The sequence below is a fragment of the Sorangium sp. So ce117 genome (genome assembly GCF_051524395.1).
GTDB lineage: Bacteria > Myxococcota_A > Polyangia > Polyangiales > Polyangiaceae > Sorangium > Sorangium cellulosum_B.
This window is the reverse complement of record NZ_CP150309.1, coordinates 10,586,745-10,605,495: the sequence shown is the minus strand read 5'-3', so window position 1 is coordinate 10,605,495 and position 18,751 is coordinate 10,586,745. Positions and strand designations below refer to the sequence as shown.

10 protein-coding genes are annotated in these 18,751 nt (G+C 73.9%); 5 read left to right on the top strand and 5 right to left on the bottom strand.

Annotated features, from left to right (window positions below):
* Window positions 1-9: 9 nt before the first annotated feature.
* Genes WMF46_RS39755 through WMF46_RS39735 form a run of 5 tightly spaced genes read right to left on the bottom strand, consistent with a single transcriptional unit; the run spans window position 10 to window position 9,883 of the window.
* On the bottom strand, window positions 10-2,481 hold the full coding sequence (locus WMF46_RS39755) for a hypothetical protein (RefSeq protein WP_437981979.1): 2,472 nt from the start codon (window positions 2,479-2,481) through the stop codon (window positions 10-12).
* The gene (locus WMF46_RS39750; protein ID WP_437981978.1) at window positions 2,478-5,018 is read right to left on the bottom strand and encodes a type VI secretion system Vgr family protein; all 2,541 of its coding nucleotides are present in this window, start codon (window positions 5,016-5,018) and stop codon (window positions 2,478-2,480) included. Before WMF46_RS39750 ends, WMF46_RS39755 begins: the two co-directional genes overlap by 4 nt.
* Window positions 5,015-5,515 carry a hypothetical protein gene (locus tag WMF46_RS39745; RefSeq protein ID WP_437981977.1) on the bottom strand — a complete coding sequence of 167 codons (501 nt, stop codon included), beginning with the start codon at window positions 5,513-5,515 and terminating at the stop codon, window positions 5,015-5,017. The genes WMF46_RS39750 and WMF46_RS39745 overlap by 4 nt, the downstream gene beginning before the upstream one ends.
* Window positions 5,508-7,682, bottom strand: coding sequence for a type VI secretion system Vgr family protein (locus WMF46_RS39740; protein ID WP_437981976.1), 2,175 nt, complete (start codon window positions 7,680-7,682; stop codon window positions 5,508-5,510). The genes WMF46_RS39745 and WMF46_RS39740 overlap by 8 nt, the downstream gene beginning before the upstream one ends.
* Entirely contained in the window at window positions 7,679-9,883 is a 2,205-nt protein-coding gene (locus tag WMF46_RS39735; RefSeq protein ID WP_437981975.1) for a type VI secretion system Vgr family protein, read from the bottom strand. The genes WMF46_RS39740 and WMF46_RS39735 overlap by 4 nt, the downstream gene beginning before the upstream one ends.
* Window positions 9,884-10,292: 409 nt before the next feature.
* On the opposite strand from WMF46_RS39735, the gene WMF46_RS39730 reads away from it, so the two are divergent.
* The 5 genes from WMF46_RS39730 to WMF46_RS39710 all read left to right on the top strand — a co-directional run bounded on the left by WMF46_RS39730 (window position 10,293) and on the right by WMF46_RS39710 (window position 18,600).
* Entirely contained in the window at window positions 10,293-11,198 is a 906-nt protein-coding gene (locus tag WMF46_RS39730; protein WP_437981974.1) for a hypothetical protein, read from the top strand.
* A 143-nt stretch (window positions 11,199-11,341) separates the two neighbouring features.
* Window positions 11,342-12,424: a WD40/YVTN/BNR-like repeat-containing protein gene (locus WMF46_RS39725; protein WP_437981973.1), complete on the top strand. Its 1,083-nt coding sequence runs from the start codon at window positions 11,342-11,344 to the stop codon at window positions 12,422-12,424.
* A 477-nt stretch (window positions 12,425-12,901) separates the two neighbouring features.
* Entirely contained in the window at window positions 12,902-13,291 is a 390-nt protein-coding gene (locus WMF46_RS39720) for a nuclear transport factor 2 family protein (protein ID WP_437981972.1), read from the top strand.
* A 94-nt stretch (window positions 13,292-13,385) separates the two neighbouring features.
* On the top strand, window positions 13,386-17,471 hold the full coding sequence (locus WMF46_RS39715; RefSeq protein WP_437981971.1) for an nSTAND1 domain-containing NTPase: 4,086 nt from the start codon (window positions 13,386-13,388) through the stop codon (window positions 17,469-17,471).
* Between the two features lie 130 nt (window positions 17,472-17,601).
* Complete coding sequence (locus tag WMF46_RS39710) at window positions 17,602-18,600, top strand: ADYC domain-containing protein (protein WP_437981970.1); 999 nt, start codon at window positions 17,602-17,604, stop codon at window positions 18,598-18,600.
* Window positions 18,601-18,751 lie beyond the last annotated feature (151 nt).

Here is an 18,751-nt window from a genome sequence, read left to right as displayed (position 1 = left end):
CCCCAGCGCTTAGCCCCGGCTCCGCGCCACCTTCAGGAACGCGGCCAGGTTCACCTCCGCCCTCGCCCAGAACCCGCTCACGTCGACCGCGTCGGGCAGCCGTAGCCGTGCGCGCAGCTCATCAACGCGCGCCTCCACGGCGATACGCGACAGCCTCTTCGACGCGCACTCCTCCACCGCCACCGCGATCGAGAGCGCTCGCCCCCCTAGGTAACGCCCCCTCGGATCGAGCCGCTGCGCCGCGATCGCCTCCCGCCACGCCCCGGCCTCCAGCTCCCGCGCCTCCTCGACGACCGGCCCGAACAGCGTGCGCAGCGCCTCCGCCGCATCGTCCGCGAGCGCCTCGTCGTCGAGCTGCTGGATCATCCACTCGGCGCTCGCCGGGCAGCCGAAGCGCGCCACGGCGGAGAGCGCGGCGCGCGTCGGCCGGTGGCGGCCGAGCAGGCTCTCGAGCCGGGGCCAGTCGCCCGGCTCCCCGGCCAGCGCGAACAGCTCCGTCGCGTACAACCCGAGCCGCGCGCACAGCGCCTCGTCGCGCACCAGCTCCACCTCGCCGCCGATCACGAGCACCCGCGCCGCCGACCAGGCCACGGCGGGGGATGCCCCTCCACACATCTCCCGCAAGCGCTCGACGAAGCGCGCACGCTGCGCCGGCGGCAGCCGCTCGCAGCCCAAGATCCCGGCCCGCATCACCGCGTCGTGCTCGTCGGCGAGCGCGGCGCCGATCCCTTCGAGCGGCAGCTCGCCGCGCATCGAGCGCAGGTTCACGCCGGCAGCCCGCGCGATCGGGTGCGCCGACGCCGACAGCGCCCGCGCCAGCCCCGCGAGCCCAGGCCGCTCGACCAGCGCGAGCGCCTCGGCCACGGCGATCGCATGGTCCTCGGCGTCCTGCGGGAGCAGGTGCGCCGCCCGGTGGATCGCGGCGAGCGCGTCGTCCCCAGCGAAGGCGGCGAGCGAGATCGCGCCCGCGAACGACTTCCACGGGTCGTCCATCCAGCGCTCCCAGAGCGCGGCGACCTCGATCAGCGCCCGCGGCCCTGCGGCCACGATCGCGTCGATCTGCCGGAGCATCCGCGCCTCCGTCTCCGGCAGCCACGAGCGCCGCCCCTCGACGCGATCCCGCGCGAGCGCGGCCACGAGCTCCGCGCAATGATCCACGACCGACGCGTAGAACCCCGCCAGCGTGACCTCGGTCACGCGCCCCGCGTCGAGCCGCACCAGCGGCGCGGGGGCGCTCTCGCGCGGCAACTCCGGGAGCGCCGGCGCCACATCGTTCGCCGCCGCGATGCTCGCCGCAGCGATCGCCGCCGCCGCGCCCACCTCCCCGGCGCCCTCCTCGAGCCACGCCTCGTCTCCCGGCTCCTCCGTCTCGACCGGCGGCGGGACGAACGCCTTGCGCTCCACCCCCCGCGCGATCACCGCCCCCGAGAGCGGCGTCATCACCGGAAGCGCCCCCTCCGCTCCCGCCGCGACCTTGCCCGCTCCCGCGCGGTGCGCGGCGCCGAGCGCGATCCCGCGGGTGCCATCGCGGGAGATCGCCCAGGCCACGAACGACCTCCCGGCCTCGGCCGGCGCCGCGCCGTGCCGGAGCGTCGCGAACGCGCACGCGAGGCCCATCACGCCCGCCGCGGCGCCGAGCTCGCCGATCTCCGCCTCGAGGCAGCGATCGAAATAACTCGGCGAGAGCCGCTCCGCGCACCGCGCCGTCGTGAACTGCCACTCTCGGCACCGGAGCGCGCCAGCACGCCCCTGCCCGAAGACGGCCTGGATCGGCCCGGCAGCGGCAGGCAAGCTGCGGAGGAGCGCGGTCATCGCCGCCGCGTCGACGGGCTCGTCGTCCTCGTCGGTCGCGCGCCCCGGCGCGTGCCGGCTCGCGGCGATCTCTCCCACGGCCGCCACCCCCCACCGCGACGCCTGCTTCGCGGAGGCCACGAGCAGCGCCCCCGCGCCCTCGGACGGCGGCGGCGGCGCGAGCAGCCACGGGCTCTCCGGCCTCCGCCGCCGCTCGGCGAGCGCGTCCACCCCGACGTACGAGTCGACGCCGACGAGGAGCGCGGCGCCGCCCGCGCCGCCCGCGAGCAGCTCCGCGATCCGCGCCAGCGCCGCGAACGCGCCCGCCGCCCCGGTGAAGCGCTGCGCCGCGGGGCCGAGCGAGCGGGCCAGCTCCGAGAGCGCCCCCTCGGGCAACCCCGGCCGTGGCGCCGGCGTCACGACGAAGCGCGGGATCCCCGCGGCGTCGCCCCCCGGCAGCGCCGCGAGGGCCTCGGCGACGGCGCCCCGGGCGAGCGCGAGGAGGCGGCCCGCGTCGGCCTGCGAGGGCCTGATCCACGGGCAGTAGCGCGCGTCGATCCGGCGCCCGTCGGGCCCGATGAACGGAGACGGCGGGGGCGGCGGCGCCCCGGCGCGCGGGAAGAAGACGTGATCGCGCGCCGAAGCGCCGGCGGGCGAGACGAGGCCGAGGCCGAGCACGGTGAGCTTCATCGGTGCGTGACCGAGCCCGACTGCTTCGAGCTCCCGGTGATGGTGATCGAGGGGGACTTGATCGTGACGCCCGCCGGCGTCGCCGAGATCTCGGACGCGCCGCACCGGAAGGTGATCGGGCTGCCGCCGAGCTTCAGGTTCCCGCTCACCTCGAGCGTGAGCGCGCTCTTCGCGGTGAGCGTGTACGAGCCGCCCGCGCTGATCTTCAGCGCGCCCTTCACGTCCGAGGTCATGGCCCCCGCGACGCTCCGGGTGATCGCCCCCCGGCTGCCGATGTTCAGCGAGCCGAGCCACTCGCCGAGGCCGCCGCCCACCGTGAGGCCGGCGCTCGCCGCGCTGCTCGTGTGGCTCCCGTTGATCACGGTCGTCGCGGGGCCGGCGGTCACCCACGAGACGGGGCCCGGCGTGGTCAGCGCGTAGAGGGCGCCCACCGCCTCGGTGTACGAGCCGCTCGCGACGACGCTGCGGTGGCCCGGGCCGGGGCCCGCCGGGCCGCCGCCTGCGCCGCTGGCCCCCGCGGCCCCGCCGCCCGGCGCCGCCTCGCCCTGCGCGGGCCGGCCGTGATCCCACGGCATCGGGCTCGACGACCCCTTCACCGCCGCCAGGACCGCCTCGCCCCCCGGCAGCAGCGACATCGCGCTGCCCGCCGCGCTGTCCTTGATCGCGGCGAGCGCGCCCTCCGCGCCCTTCGCCTGGTAGCCCTCGTAGGCCGCGCGCGACGCGCCCATCGCGGACGCCGCGATCTGCCCGGCGGCGCCCCGCGCGCTCACCTTCGACAGCAGCGCGGACGCGGCGAGGTTGGCCGCGCCCTTCACGGGGTTGCCGGCCTGCTCCACGAGCATCCCTCCCACCACGGCCGTCTCGGCGCCGACCTCGCTCACGAAGTTGCCCCCCGCGCTCTGGCGCTGCGCGGCGCCCACCGTCACGCTGCGGGAGCCGTAGCCGCCGATGTACCCGAGGTGCACCGAGGTCGACTCGTCGCCCCCGACCTCGGCCTGCAGGGCGGCGCCGACCTGGAGATCTTCGTTCTTCAGCGTCTGCGCCTCGTGATCGCCCCCGACCGCCGTCTCCTTGGCGAAGGGCGCGTGCACGAGGACGTGCTCGCGGCCGGCCGCGTCGTCCATCTGGATCGCCGTCCGCGCCCCCCCGCCGGGCGAGCTGTCGGTCGCGATCGAGGTCACCGTCTTGTTCGCGGGCAGCGCGAGGGGCGGCCGCTGCTTCTCGTTGTACGAGCGCCCGAGCACCACCGGGCGATCCGGATCGCCGTCCTCGAACATCACGAAGACCTCCCAGCCCACGCGCGGCAGGAGCATCGGATCCGGCAGGTGCGGCTGCGCCACCCGCACCGGCAGGCTGCTCCGCTGGTCGCCCTCGCCGTGCAGATCCCAGTGGAAGCGGAGGTGGACGCGGCCGAGCGCGTCGGGGTGGATCTCCTGCCCGCGCTCGCCGGTGACCCAGGCCGACTGCACCCCAGCGATGCGTGGCCTTGGCGTGACCTTCGGCAGGCGGAACGGCACGCTGGCCGGGATCGCCCCGACGCTAGCGCGGAGGACCCCGTCGCCCGCGTCCCAGCGCAGCGCGACGTCGGTCACCACGCAGTCGCCCGCCGCCTGGACGACGCCGTGGTGGTCCGGCGCCTCCACGAGGCGGCAGCGCGCGCCGGGCGAGAGCGCCAGCGCGTTGCTGTCGAACGACAGGCGCGCGGCCTCGGCGCGCAGCGACTCGAGCCGGATCCGCGCGCGCGCCGCGCCCTCCGCCGGCGAGGCGAAGCCGCCGGGCGCCTCGTAGACCTCCACGTCCCGCTCCGCCTCGACGCCCCCCGAGGCCTCGGCCTCGAGCGAGAGCCGGGGCTGATCGGGGCTGTGATCGCGGAGGACGACCTTGCCGGCCGCGCGCCGCAGCCGCCGCGCCGTGTCCACCGCGACGGGCCCCGGCTCGTCCAGCGTGCTGCGGGTGACCAGCGCGACGCCGCCCGGGTAGGCGTCCTCGGCGGAGGCGGAGTCGTCCTCGAGGACGAACACCTCGCCCTCGCCGTCGTCCTCGAACCGGAAATACAGCCCGTGCTCCTCGCAGATCCGCCGGACGAACGCCGCGTCGCTCTCCTGATACTGCACGACGTAGCGGCGCTTCGCGTAGGACGCGGCGAGCCGCTTGCGCACGATCCTGTAGCCGCCCCCTCGCACCACCTGCTCGACGATCTCCGGCGCCGTCATCTCCTGGAACGTGCGCGCCCTCCGGGTGAGCGCGAGCAACGCGAAGCGCGACGCGAGCGTGAGCCGGTAAGCCCGCAGGTGCTCGTGATCGCTCGCGATCACGGCGAACCGGGTGACGACGCCAAGGAACGTCCGGCTCCCCGTGGGCGCGTCCATGGCGAGCCGTCCCGCCTTGCGGAGCACGCTCCCGGGCGCGACGAGCGCGTCCGTCGGGCCATGGAGATCGATCTCGAACGCCGAGGCCTCCCCGAGCCGCTCCACGCCGCGGACGCGCGACGGCGAGAGATCCGGATCGCCCTCGATCGTCAGCGCGACGCCGCTCACGGCAGCTCCACCCGCGCCGAGAAGATCCGCACGAGCGCCGCCATGTCGATCACCAGCCGGTCGCCCTCGATCCGCACCGCGCCGCCGGGCTCGATCCGGAGGCTCGATCCCGGCACCTCGAGCTCCAGCGTCTCCCTGGCGCGGAGCCGGAGGTGGCGGGCGTCGAGCGCCAGCGTGCCCTGCGCGTCCGGCGCCGGCGCCGAGGCCGTCTGGAGCGCGCCCAGGATGGCGACGCCCCCGGGTGCGTCCGCGAGCACGACGGTGCGGCCCTCGCGCATGCACTCCTCGATGAACGCGGGCGAGACGCCGGCGGCGAGCGTCGCGAGGAGCCGGCGCCCGTCGCTCGAGCGCACCTGGAACGCGGGGCGCGCGTCGCTCTCCTCGCCGCGCGCGGCGATCATCTCCACGACCCCCGGGTGGAGCCCGGGGCCGAGGGGCTTCGCCTCGCCCCGCGCGGGGCGGGCGGCCGATTGCTGGACCGTGCGCGACCTAGCCATAGCGATGAACCCCTTCCTCCACGCTCGACGTCGGGCCCTCGAGCTTGCCCGAGATGGTGATGGAGCCGGGGGTCATGGTGATCGTCACCCCCTGCGCCTTGATCGTCAGCTTCGCGGCCGCCTCGACGGCGATCTCGGCGCCGGTGATGTCGGCGGCGCCCCGCGAGGTGGTCGTGACCTTGCCGAAGCTCTCCGCGACGTCGCCTCCCGCGGTGACGCTGCGCGAGCCGAAGCTCTCGGCGTAGAGCCCCCGCACGGTGAGGCCGTAGGAGCCGGCGTCGATGGTCTGCGCGCCCGAGACCTTCACGATCGCCGCGCCGGCCACGCCCACCGACTCCGACGGGCCGGCGGTGGTGCTCACCGAGCCGCCGACGAGCAGCGTCGAGGCGCCCTTGACGAACACGCTCTGGTGCTCGACGCCGACCTCCTGCTTCGCGCCGCCCACCATCCGGACGAAGCTCGGCGTCACGGTGAGGTAGTCGCCGCCGGCGCGGATCACGCGGGCGCCCCCCACGGTGATCGCCTCGGAGGCCGCCTTCAGCCCGTAGTTCGAGTCGACCGCCACCTTGCGCTCGCCGCCCACCTCGAGCGACAGCGCGCCCGCCACCTTCTCGACCCGCCGCTCCTTGACCTCGACCGTCCGGGCGCCGCCGACCACGCGCTCGGATCGCCCGGCGATCTCGGTCCGCTTGTCGTTCTCGGTCCGCTCCCGGTAGTCGCCCGACGTGTCGAGCCCGAGGCGCTCGTTCCCCGCCTCGTCGCTGATCCCGACGCCGCTGCCGCCCGAGCCGCCGGGGGTCGCCCGCGTGCCGAGGCGGGCCTCGACCTTCTTCGCGGGCAGCGCGGCGGGCGGCGCCTGGACGGCGTTGTACATCCGGCCGAGGATCACGGGGATCTCCCCGCCCCGGTCGCTGAAGCCGACGAGCTCCTCCCAGCCGACCCGCGGGTTCAGCATCGCGCCCGAGAGCTGCGGCTGGGTCACGCGGGCGAAGCCGGAGCTCCGGTGGTCTGACGTGTCGCACGTCTCGCACGTGTCACGGCGATCCCAGCGGAGCTGGAGGCGGCTGCGGCCGTGCTCGTCGAGGGCGATCTCCTTGCCCGGCGGCCCGGTGACCACCGCGGTCCCGGCGCCGCCGCGAGGCTCGGGGGCCCGGCGCGCCGGGCGGAAGCCGTCGCGCGCCGGGACCGCCTCGAAGCGAGCGCGGTAAGCGAGCTCCTCCGGACCCCCCTCCGCCCTCGCCTCGTGCACGACGGCGAGCACGAGCCAGCGCGCGTCGCCGAGCTCCTCGGGCGGGTCGGTCACCTCGACGATCTCGCCGGCGCGGAGCTCCGGCGCCGTGGCCTCGCCCTCGAGCGATGTCGCCCCGGCCCGGCGCTCGGCGAGGCGGATCGCCGCGAGCTCGCGGCCCGCGTCCGGGTCGTCGAGGCCGCCCGGGACCTCGTACCACTCGAGCGCGCCCTCGCCCGAGGCGCCGCTCAGATCGAGCATCGGCCGCGTGAAATCGTACGCCTTGAGCGCGACCTTCTCGACCGCCACCCGCCTGCGGATCCGCGCCGCGGTGAGGGCTCGCCCGGGGACGAGCCCCGCCTCGTCGCGCCACGGGATCGCCGCGCCCGTGTCGAGGAACGTCTCGGGCGCGTCGGCGACGTGGAGGAGCGAGGGATCGCCGTCGTCCGGGAACCAGCTCATGCCCTCCTCGGCGAGGAGGCGGGCGCAGAAGCCGAGGTCGCTCTCGAAGACCTGCGCGCAGTGGGGCCGCTTCGCCGCCGCGCGGCGGGCGCGGAGGTCGAGGCGGACGCCGTGATCGCCGAGGACGCGCGCCGCGATCTCGGTTGCGCTCTCGTCGACGAAGACCCGGTAGTCGCGCGTCTCGTCGAGCCGGGCGACCGGCGAGGCGAGGGTCACGCGCGCGTGGGCGTCGCGCTCCTCGACGGCCTCCACCGCGAGCGCGAAGCGCCGCTCGACGCCGTGGAAGCGTAGCGTGAGCGTCGCGGCGCGCCCGATCAGATCGAGCGCCGCGAGCTCGGCGGGCTCGCCGCCCACGAAGGCGGCGCAGCGCGCGTGGGCCACCGTCGGGGCGCAGGCGCGCTCCTCGACCTGGCACGCGTGGACGCGGAGCTCGGCGTCCACGCCGGGGATCTCGAGCAGGATGGGTCGCTCGCTCACTTGCCCGCCTTTCCGCTGGCGCGCCGGGTCGTGCCGCCGTCCACGTGGGTGACGCCGCCGGTCGTCTTCAGCTTGCCGCCGCCCAGCGTCATCGTGCCCGCCGCGATGCTGCCGCTGGCCTGGATCGTCACCACCGGCGCGCTGATCGACACCTTCCCGCCCGCGCCGATCGACACCTTCCCGGCCGTGATCGTCCCGATCGACGCCTTGACGCCGACGTTCCCCGCGGCCCGCTCGTGCACCGCGCCCGCCTGGCTCCGCTTGCCGCCGTTGATCGACTCGGCGTAGCTGCTGCAGCGGATCGTCCGGGAGCCGCGGCAGGCGTAGGTGCGCGCCCCCGCGACCGACTCCGTGACGCCGAGGCCGCTCGCGATCGACGTCGTCCCGAGCACCACCCGGGCGCAGCCGCCGCTCACGTTGACGTTGGACTGGTTGCAGAGCAGCGCGTAGCCGCCGCCCACGACCTCGACGCACGACCCGCTGGCCAGCACGGCGCGGTTGCCGGTGACGTCGACGAGCTCCGCCCCGCCGACGAGCTCGGCGCTCGCTCCCTCGACCGAGAGGAGCATCTCCTGCCCCACGTCGACGCGCTGGGTCGCCCCGACGCGCGCGGCGTGGCTCCCGAGCACGTTGCTGGTGAGCGACAGGCCGACGACCTGCGCGTCGTCGCCGTCGATCCGCGTCGTCTCCGGGCCGCCGACCTTGACCGAGAGATCCCGCGAGGCGTGGATCGAGAGCGCCTCCGCGCCCGCGTCGTCGACCATCGTGATCCCCTGGGTCTCGCCGCTCCTCGGCGTGGTCCACGACTGGAGCGCGGTCGTCGCCGACGCCGCGAGGAGCGAGAACGGCGCGACGGCGGTCGCGTTGTAGGCGCGCCCGAGGACGAAGGGGCGATCCGGCGAGCCGTCGAGGTAGCCGACGTGGATCTCCCAGCCCACGCGGGGCAGGAACATCGAGGCGCCGAGCGGGTGCTGGAGGCAGCGGATCCAGTGCGAGGCGCGGTCGTCCGTGATCCCGGAGCGATCCCAGAGGAAGCGCAGCTTGATCCGGCCGAGATCGTCGACGTGGATCTCCTCGCCGGGCGGCCCCGTGATCACCGCGCCGTCGATGTGCTCCACCGCGGGCGCCGGGCGGATCGCGGGCCGGAAGGGCGGGTGATCTCCGCCGTCCGCGGCCTTCGTGGGCCTGAGCGCGATCCGGTTTCCGTAGGCCGTGGCCGCGCCGCCGTCGCGGCTCGGCCTCGCGTAGCGGTGGGAGAGCTCGGCGACGAGCATCCTCTGCTCGAAGAGGTCTGCCCCCGCGCCCGTGATCTCCACGAGGCGCCCTGGCCCGAGGCGGATGCAGTCGCTCTCCCCCGTGACGGTGACCTTGTCGCGCTGCAGCTGCTCCAGCCGCCGCCTGGCCCGCGCCTCCGCGGCCTCGGCCGTGGGGACGCCGGCCGGGACCTCGAGCCACGCGAGCTCGCCCTCGCCGGCGTGGCCGTCGACGTAGACGTCCGGGTGCCGCACGTCGAAGTCACGCACCGTGACCCGATCGGCCACGGCCTGCTCCTCCCACTCGAGCGACGAGAGGGCGCGCGCGCCCAGTTTCGCCCCGCGGGCCCCGGCGTAGGGGAGCGCCGCGCCGCCCTCGATCCCGTCGTGCGAGCCGTTGCCGTCGCCGAGGACGATGCGGTGCTCGCCCTCGGCCGTCGTGTCGAACCAGTACGAGATCCCCTCGTCGGCCAGCAGGCGCTCGATGAACGCCCACTCCGCCTCGGCGTACTGGACGCACTGGGGCCGCACCGGGTACGCGTCCGCGAGCCGCGGCTGGATCGCCGCCGCCGGGATGCCCGCGCCCGCCAGCACCTCGGTCACGACCTGCTCGGTGGTCTTCTCGAGGAAGACCCGGTAGCCGCCGCGCAGCGTGAGGAGCCATGGCGGATCCGAGAGGCGGAGCGCGTAGATCCGCTCCCGGCCGCGGCGGAGATCGCAGCTCGCCTCGACGACGAGGAGGCGGACGACCCGCTCGGTGCCCTCGGCGGGATCGACGAGCGCGAGCGTCGCCGGGGCGCGGAGGAGCGCCGCGAGATCCACCTCGTCGGGGACGGCGACGCGCACCTCCCAGGACGAGAGGGCGTCCATGGCCTCGCGCCCCGCGAGCTCCAGCACGACGCACTCACCGAGCGGCTCGCAGGCGAGCCGGACGTCGACGTCGCTCATGGCTCCCAGGTCCGTGAGCCACGGGGGAGGCCGGCGTCGTTCCGCGGGGATCTGCGCATGTTCGCTGCCACCTCGAGATCGCTCCTGGCCACGCGAGGTCGCCGTGGCCGGTGTAGACAACAGCCGCAACACCGTAACAGAGCAGATCTGCGCGCCCGTTGGCCAGCCCGTCGCGCGGCGTCGGGCGGCGGACCGCCCGGGGAAAGCTCGGATCGGTTCGAGGATGCACGCGGGGCTCGTCCTCGAAGGGCAGCACGACCATGCCCGCCGGCCGTCGTGAGTCTCCGGGTCCCCGGCGCACCCAGGCTCACGCAATTACGCGTGTTCTGCCGGAATGATCTCTCTATTTCTGCTGATCAGAGTGGTTATTTCAAGTGCGCTTGTGCCCGAGCATCGATATCAGAGCCGTGTGGGAAAGCTGGACCGGTTCGCGAAGCAGACGTTCGCGGAGGAAGCGGCGCGGGTCACGGGCGGCGCCGCCGCATGGCAGGAGGCGCCAGAGGTTCGCCTCGATCGGGTGCAGGCCGACGGCTACCTCCGGGTGCTGCGGCCCGACGGCCTGGCGCCCCTGGCTGCGCCATGGCCGGAGGCGCGGGGACATGAGGAAACGCTCGTCGAGCTGAAGATGCCCGGCGATCACGTGGACGTCGTGGAGCTCAAGCGGGCGCTGCTGCGCCGCCAGGCGCGGGAGGTCGAGCGGGTCGAGGAGCGCGTGCCGCCGTGGATGGGGGAGGAGCCGCTGTGGTTCGTCGCTCCCCACGTACCGTCGTGGCTGCACGGTGTGCGGGCGCTGGAGCGGTTTGCGCCAGGCTGTTACCGCATCGGCCCCTCGCCGTTTCAGTTTCTCTGGATCGCGGCCAACGAGCTGCCGTTGCGGGACGAGCTGGTGCCGTTCCTGGTGGCGCGCTCGGGGCGGGCCCTGGACGATTTCGCCCGGTGGGTCGCACCGCGGCGGGAAGTGGAATGGGTGCTCTCCATGCTACAGTACATGCCGATGTCACCGTGGACCCAGGAGGAATTGAAGCGGCGGTTCGCTCGCTCGGAGGATCCCGAGATCGAGGCGCGCCGGCAGGGGATCCTGCGCACCTTGCTCGCGGACAGCCCGGAGGTGAAGGAGGAGCTCATCGAGGAGGGCCAGCAGGAAGGCCGGCTGACCGAGGCGCGCGCCGCGCTACGCACGGTGCTGGCGCGGCGTGGGCTCGCGCTCAGTCCCGCGCTGGAGGCGCAGATCGACGGCTGCGTCGACGTGGCCACGTTGCACCGATGGCTTGAGCAGGCCGTGACCGCGGCCGGCGCAGAGGAAGCGCTGACGTAGATCGCGACGCGTCCTAGCAGCCGCCAGCCTGCCGTCACCCCCGCAGCGTGGGATGCATGGACCGGGGCCCGTGCCGACGTTCGCACGCCAGACCATGGGGCACTTGCGAGATCGGCAACAGGTCTTGCTCGCTGGGATCGCAGATGAGTATTCCCCCTTCAAAGCCTGTGAACCGGAGGCTCGGCTGGTTCGTCTTCACCACAGTGGTCATCGTCGCCGTCGCCTTTGGCCTGTGGATGGGCGGGGTTCACGACCGGCCGCAGCCGGAGCAGCGGGCTGGTCGCACGGCGGAACCAACGGAACGAAGGGACGCCATGCCGCTCGGAACCGACCCGAACCGGCCACAAGGTACCTCTTCCTTTCACGTCTACAGGTCTGACGATCACGGCCTGTCCTGGAGCCCGGCCGGGCGGGGGCTTCCCACCAGAGGACGAATCCACGCCCTCGCGGTCCAGGAGACGACGGCATATGCCGGCTCCGATGACGGACTTTTTGTCTCCGCGGACGGCGGGCACAGCTGGGCGGGACGCGACATGCCCTCGGATTCCGCGGTGCAGTGCTTCGCCGTCGCGGGACGCCGTCTCTTCGCTGGGACGAAGGGGGCGGGGGTCTTCGTCACGGAAGACGCGGGCCATTCCTGGCGTCCAATTTCCAAGGGCCTCATCGACCCGAATGTACGATCCCTCGCGGTCCAGGGGGCCGTCGTGTACGCCGGGACCGATTCCGGGGGCGTCTTCGTCCTCCCCGACGGCGCCGAGGCGTGGATCCCGTTCGGCCGCGAGTTGCCCGATGGATCGCAGGTCTTTGACCTGGCGGTCAAGAACACGTGGATCTACGCCGCTCTGTACAGCAGGGGTCTTTATCGGCTTGCCGCCGGTGGCGGGAGCTGGCGGAGAGTGGGAGACGTGGAGCCGCTCCGATTTCACGTGCATGGCGAGTCCCTCCTCGCCGGGCACAACCCGGGAGGGGTGTACCGGTCCATCGACGAGGGACTGACGTGGCATCTCGCTGACGGTCTGACGGATCGCTCACCGACCTGGGTCCTCGGCGACGCGGGCCCGAACGTCCTCGTGGGGACGTCACCGGAAGGTGTCTCGATCAGCCACGACGCAGGCGCGAGCTGGAAACCGAGCGCCGCCGGGCTCCCGCCGGGTGCGGCGGTGGTCGCGCTCGCGGCTGACACGAGCTATGTTCTCGCGGGGGTAGTGACTCAAGACGGCAGGTAGACCCGGGATGAGCGGGGTCCGCTTCGGTTGACCAATCGATTGATAGCTCGGTGAGCAGAGCGATCAACGGCCACCACCTCGCGCTCCTGGAGATCTACATCGCATGTCCCCTGCGCGAGCGCCTGCGGATGCATCGGGCCGACCGTGACTGCCTGGCCACGCTACCCCGGTGGATGTGCCTTGCCAGGAACCGCAACAGGGTTCTCCGCGGTATACGGGCCTTACGGAACAAAATCGTTGATTCATGATCGGGTCGATGGCCACGCGGTTGACGCGGCCTCATGGACCGAATTGAACGATGCGCCTGTTCGCGCGCTCCGCGATGCGCCCCAAGGCCTTCGGATCCCCCAGGCCGCCGCCGTCCGATGCCCGCGATCCTGCCGGCGCCGTCCGCCACGCCACACCTCGTCGCGGCCTGACTTCACCGTCGACGGCGTCGGGGCGCACGGGTAACACTGCGTGGAGCCGCGGACCTCCATGACCGACGAACACCCCGCCTTCGGGCAAGCCATCCGTGACGTCATGGAACGCCGCGCCCGCGCCCTGGTGACGCGCGACCTCGCCGAGCTCGCGCTTCTCCTCGCAGACGACTTCTCTTACGTCAATTCCCAGGGGGCCCTCTGGGGGAAGGCCGAGTACCTGGAGGCGGTCGAGGGGGGCGCGCTGCGCTGGAGCGCGCAGGCCGCGGAGGAGGTCAGCGTGCGCAGCTACGGCGAGCTCGCCGTTGTGACCTGCGTGGTGCGCGACGAAGGGACCTGGCGTGGCGAGCCGTTCAGCGCGCGGTTCCGCTCCACGCAGATCTATGCGCGCCGCGAGGGCGTGTGGCGCTACATAGCGGGCCAGTCGACGGGCCTGGGCCAGGGTTGAGCGCGGGTGGACTGCGCGGCGTCGGGCGGCGGACCCCACAGGGAACGCTCGGCTCGGGTATAGTCCCCGGGCGCTTGGCGCGAGGCGGGCCCTCGTGAAAGAGAAGATTGCTCCAACCCTCTCGCAGGCGATCCTGCGCCCCGGCGGCGCGGAGACGCAGCCGCGGGCGGGCGACGCCCCGCCGCCGTCGAGCGTAGGCCCGGAGAGCCTCGCCCCGTCGAGCTTCGGCCCGGACAGCCCCGGCCCGTCGAGCTTCCACCCGCCGAGACGGTTCGAGGAGTACCGGCTCCTCCAGAAGCTCGGCAGCGGCGGCATGGGCGACGTCTACCTCGCGCACGACACGCTGCTCGACCGCATGGTCGCGATGAAGTTCATCCGCGCGGCGACCGCGGACGCCGAGGTGCGCGCGCGGCTGCTCGCCGAGGCGCGCGCGGCCGCCCGCATCCAGCACCCGAACGTCGTCGCCATCTTCCGCGTGGGCGAGCTCCGGGGACGGCTGTTCGTCGTCTCGGAGTTCGTCCGCGGCCAGAGCCTCGACCGCGTCGACGTGCCGATGCCCTCGCGCCGCGTGCTCGAGCTCGGGGCGGGCCTTGCGCGGGGCCTCGCGGCCGCCCACCGCCGGGGGGTGCTGCACCTCGACATCAAGCCGGCCAACGCGGTGCTCACCGCGGAGGGCGAGGCGAAGCTCCTCGACTTCGGCCTCGCAAAGCTCCTCGAGCCGGCCGCGCGACCCGACGCGCGCGGGGCGCGATCCGACATCCACGGAGGGCGATCCGACGTCCCTGGAGGGCGATCGGACATGCCCGGAGGGCGATCCGACGCGCTCGGCGCGGACGCGCTCGGCGCGGACGCGCTCTCTGGCGGCGAGGCCCTGCGAGGAGCGCAGGGCGACGCCGACGCGGCGATCGCGTCCGGCGATGAGCCGCTCGAGGGCGAGTTCCGCGAGGCGGCCGAGATGGCGGCGCGCCTGCTCGACGTGACGACGAGCGTCGGCGGCGGCACGCCCCACTACCTGCCGCCCGAGCTGTGGCGCGACGAGCTCGCGACGCGCCGCTCCGACGTGTACTCGCTCGGCGCGCTGCTCTTCGAGCTCTGCGCCGGCGTCCCGCCGCACGACGACGTGCCGATGACCGAGCTGCCGCTCGTCGTCCAGACCGAGGCGCCTCGGCCCCTCGCCGCCCTCGCGCCGGGCGTCGATCCGCGGCTCGCGGCCGTCATCGAGCGCTGCCTCGAGATCGACCCGGCCGACCGCTTCGCCTCGGGCGACGAGCTGCGCGACGCGCTCGAACAGCTGCTCGCCAGGAACCGCCACGCCTCCGTCGCCCCGGAGGGCAACCCCTACCGCGGGCTCCTCGTCTTCGATCTCGAGCACCGCGCGGTGTTCTACGGGCGCAGCTCCGAGACGGGGACGATCCTCGACCGGCTCCGCTCCGAGCCCATGATCGTCGTGGCCGGCGACTCGGGCTCGGGCAAGTCCTCGCTCTGCCGCGCCGGCGTGCTCTCGCTCGTGCTCGAGGGCGCCCTCGGCGGCGGGCGCGCCTTCCAGGCGGCCATGATGGTGCCCGGCCGGCACCCGCTCGCCGCGCTGGCCGCCGCGCTCGAGCCGGTCCTCGGCGCGCCCGCCGAGCGCATCGCCGAGGCCGTGCGCGCCGCGCCGGGCTCCCTCGCCCGCGACCTGCGCGCGCGGCTCGGCGAGCGCGGCGGGCTCGTGCTGTTCATCGACCAGATGGAAGAGCTCGCGACGCTGAGCAGCCCGGGCGAGGCGGCGCTCGTCGGCGAGGTGCTCAGCGCCTTCGCGGCGCGCTCGCCCTCCCTGCGCCTGCTCGCCACGGTGCGCGGCGACTTCCTCGCGCGCGTCGCCGGCATCTCCGGCCTGGGCGACGACATCGAGCGCGCGCTCTACCTGCTCCGCCCGATGTCGGCGGACAAGCTCCGCGAGGCCATCACAGGGCCGGCGCTGGCCAAGGGCGTCGCGTTCGAGTCCGACGCGGTCGTCGACGCGCTCGTCGAGTCCACCGCGCGCGCCGAGGGCGGGCTGCCGCTCCTCCAGTTCGCGCTCGCCGAGCTCTGGGACGCCCGCGCCGCGCCCGACGCGCCGCTCAGCAGCGCCGATCTCGCGCAGATCGGCGGGGTCGAGGGCGCGCTCGCCCGCCACGCCGATCGCGTGCTCGGCCGCATGCCGCCCGACGTCCACGCGGCCGCGCGGCGGCTGCTCGGCGCGCTCATCACCCCGCAGGGCACGCGGGCGCGGCGCGCCGAGGGCGAGCTCGCGGAGAAGGGCGGCGACGGGGCGGCGCGCGCGGCGCTCGACGCGCTCGTGCAGGGCCGCCTCCTGTTCGCCCGCGAAGGCGAGCAGGGGACGGTCTACGAGATCGCCCACGAGGCCCTGATCCACGGCTGGGGGACGCTGCGCCACTGGCTCGAGGAGCAGCGCGAGCAGCGCGCGACGCGCCAGCGCCTCGACGCCTCGGCCGCCGAGTGGGAGCGGCTCGGCCGGCGCCGCGACGCGCTCTTCAGCGCGCGCCAGCTCAAGGAGGCGAAGGGCCTCGACCCGGCCGACCTGCCGCCGCGCGAGGCGGCGTTCCTGAGGGCGTCGCGGCGCGCCGTCCTGACGCAGCGCGCGGTCCGGTGGGCCCTCGTCGTGGGCGTCCCGCTCGTCGCCGCGCTGCTCTACGGCGCGCTGGAGCTCAGGGCGGCGCGCCACCTCGCCGCGCGGGCGGACAGGAAGATCCACGAGGCCGCGCTCACGTCGGCCGCCGCGGCGCTCGAGGGCGCGGAGGCCGAGGCGATCCGCGCGGAGGCGCTCTCGGCGTTCGATCGCCGGCGCCGCGACGAGGGGGAGGCGCTCTGGGAGCGCGCGCAGGGTCGCGCCGCCGAGGCCGAGCGGCTGCAGCTGCAGGTGAGCCAGAAGCTGGAGGCGGCGCTCACGCTCGACGGCGCCCGCAACGACGCGCGCGCGCGGCTCGGCGACGTGCTCTACGAGCGCGCGCTCGCCGCGGACGCGCGCGGCCACGCCTCGCTGCGCGACGAGCTGCTCCAGCGCATGACCACGTACGATCCCGACGGCGCGCGCCGGCAGCGATGGAACGCGCCCGCGGAGGTCGCCATCGAGACCGATCCCCCCGGCGCGGACATCACGCTGGAGCGGTACGAGAGCGACGCGGAGGGGCGCCGGCAGCTGACCGGCCAGCGCCTCCTCGGGACGACGCCCTTCGCGAGCATCGCGCTCGCGCAGGGCTCCTACCTGCTCACCTGCGAGGCGCGGAATCGCACCATCGTGCGTTATCCGTTCCTGGTCCAACGCGGAGAGTCATTGAAGCTCTCCATCCCGCTGCCGCACGCCGGGGACGTTCCTCCCGGGTACATCTACATCCCGCCGGGCCGGTTCCTCTTCGGCGCCGCCCTCGACGACATGTACCGGTGGGCGTTCCTCTCCACCGTTCCTCTCCACGAGATCCGCACAGGCGCGTACCTGATTGCGCGGCACGAGACGACGTTCCAGGAGTGGCTCGACTACATCCAGGAGCTCCCCAAGGAGTCCCGCGGCAGCTCATCCATCCAGGCGGGCAACGGCGCCATGACAGGCGCCCTGGGGCTGCGCCGCCTGCCAAACGGTGTGTGGCAGCTCACGATCCAGCCCACGGTCCAGGCGTATACCGCGCGGGCAGGGGAGCCGCTCGTGTACCCATCGCGGGCGGTCCGCGCGCAGCAGGACTGGCTTCGTTTCCCTGTCACGGGCATCTCCTTCGTTCAGGCCACCGAGTATGCCGCGTGGCTCCACAGGACAGGCCGCGTGCGCGGAGCCCGCCTCTGCACCGACTACGAGTGGGAGCGCGCGGCGCGGGGCGCCGACAGCCGCATCTTCCCGCACGGGGACAGGCTGTCTCCCGGCGACGCCAACTTCGATGAGACCTACGGCAAGGAGAGCTCCACGATGGGGCCGGATGAGGTGGGCTCGCACCCCGCCTCACGTAGTCCGTTCGGGGTCGATGACATGGCGGGAAACGTGCTGGAGTGGGCCATTTCTTCCATCGAGACCGACAAAGTGCTGTTGCGAGGTGGTGCTTATATCTATGATCAAACCTCGGTCCGAAGTGACAACCGGACCGTCGTTGATGGCACCTTCCTCGACCCGGTGATCGGGCTCCGCATCTGCGCCTCGTTCCCTCCACCACCGTGAAGGCGACGAGGCCTGCGGCGCTCGCGCCGACGCGGGCTTCCTCGCTCGCGTGATCGGGGCCCGACCGCCCGAGGGAAGACCGTCGATGCGCAAGGCGTCACGGCTTTAGCGGCAGCGTTCGGAGGAGATCATGTTGAAGCGAGGGTTCCTGGCAGGGTCGATGGTCGTGCTCATATCCCTCGGCGCCGGTTGCGCCGCGGAGATCGACGGCGGCGAGGACGAGGAAGCGGTGGCGGAGAGCTCGTTCGCGATGAGCAGGCTCAACGGCATGAACCTCAACGGGGTCCGCTTCAACGGGGTTCGCTTCAACGGGGTCCGCTTCAACGGGGTCCGCTTCAACGGTGTCTCGCTGGACGCGACGACGCTGGTCGGCACGCGCGAGGGCGACGGCGCGCCGGTCGCCGGGGCCGACTTCATCGGCGCGGACGTCGAGGCGGTCCTGGACGATGGGTCGTCGGTGGCCGTCCGCGTCACGAACGTCGTCGAGCGCGACGGGATCCAGTACTACACGGTGAAGTACAACGCCGGCCCCGGGGTCTGGGTGAACATCTGCGGCGAGGGCCTCGACGCGATCCCGGTGAAGGGGACGTGGAACGCGGTGACGGGGGCCCACTCGGACGACGGGGGCATGTTCACGTTCGCCTGTCAGGGCGCGGCGATCGGGAAGTGCGCCGAGTGGGGCTACAGGGAATGGATGGCCGAGGCGGAGTGCAATGCGAGCGGCTGCGAGGACAGGGATCTCTCGTACTTCCATCAAGCGTGCATCCGCATGGTGCGCGCGGACTACTGCGGCGACGGCGTGCCGCACACCCAGACCGGGACGGCGATCGACGTCTGGGATGCGCTCGGCATCCAGACCGAGACGGTGGGCTCGGGCATGAGCCTCGAGGCCGAGTGGACGGTGGACGGCGCCGCCTGCATCAAGCACACCCGCTGGAACGGCCTCGGCGGCAGCAACTCGGATCGCGACTACATCCTGGCGCATTGCCCGGAGCGGTGGGCCGGGGATGATCCGAGCTGCGGCGGGAGCACCTCGACCTTCCACAAGGAGAACGGCTTCACGACGCCGCTCGGCCAGCGGCGCATCCTGCGGAACGCGTCGTTCACGACCAACGTGAGCCCCCTGTAGGCGGCGCCGTCGCGCAGGTCCCGTCACGGTCGCGCCCGGGCCGGGGAGTGCCGGAGTGTGTCAGCGCTGCGGCGCGACGATCGAGGGGGGCCGCTGCGCTCCCCGCGAAAACCGCTGGTCTCGACGCGATCGAGCCCCGCGCGGCGGTGGT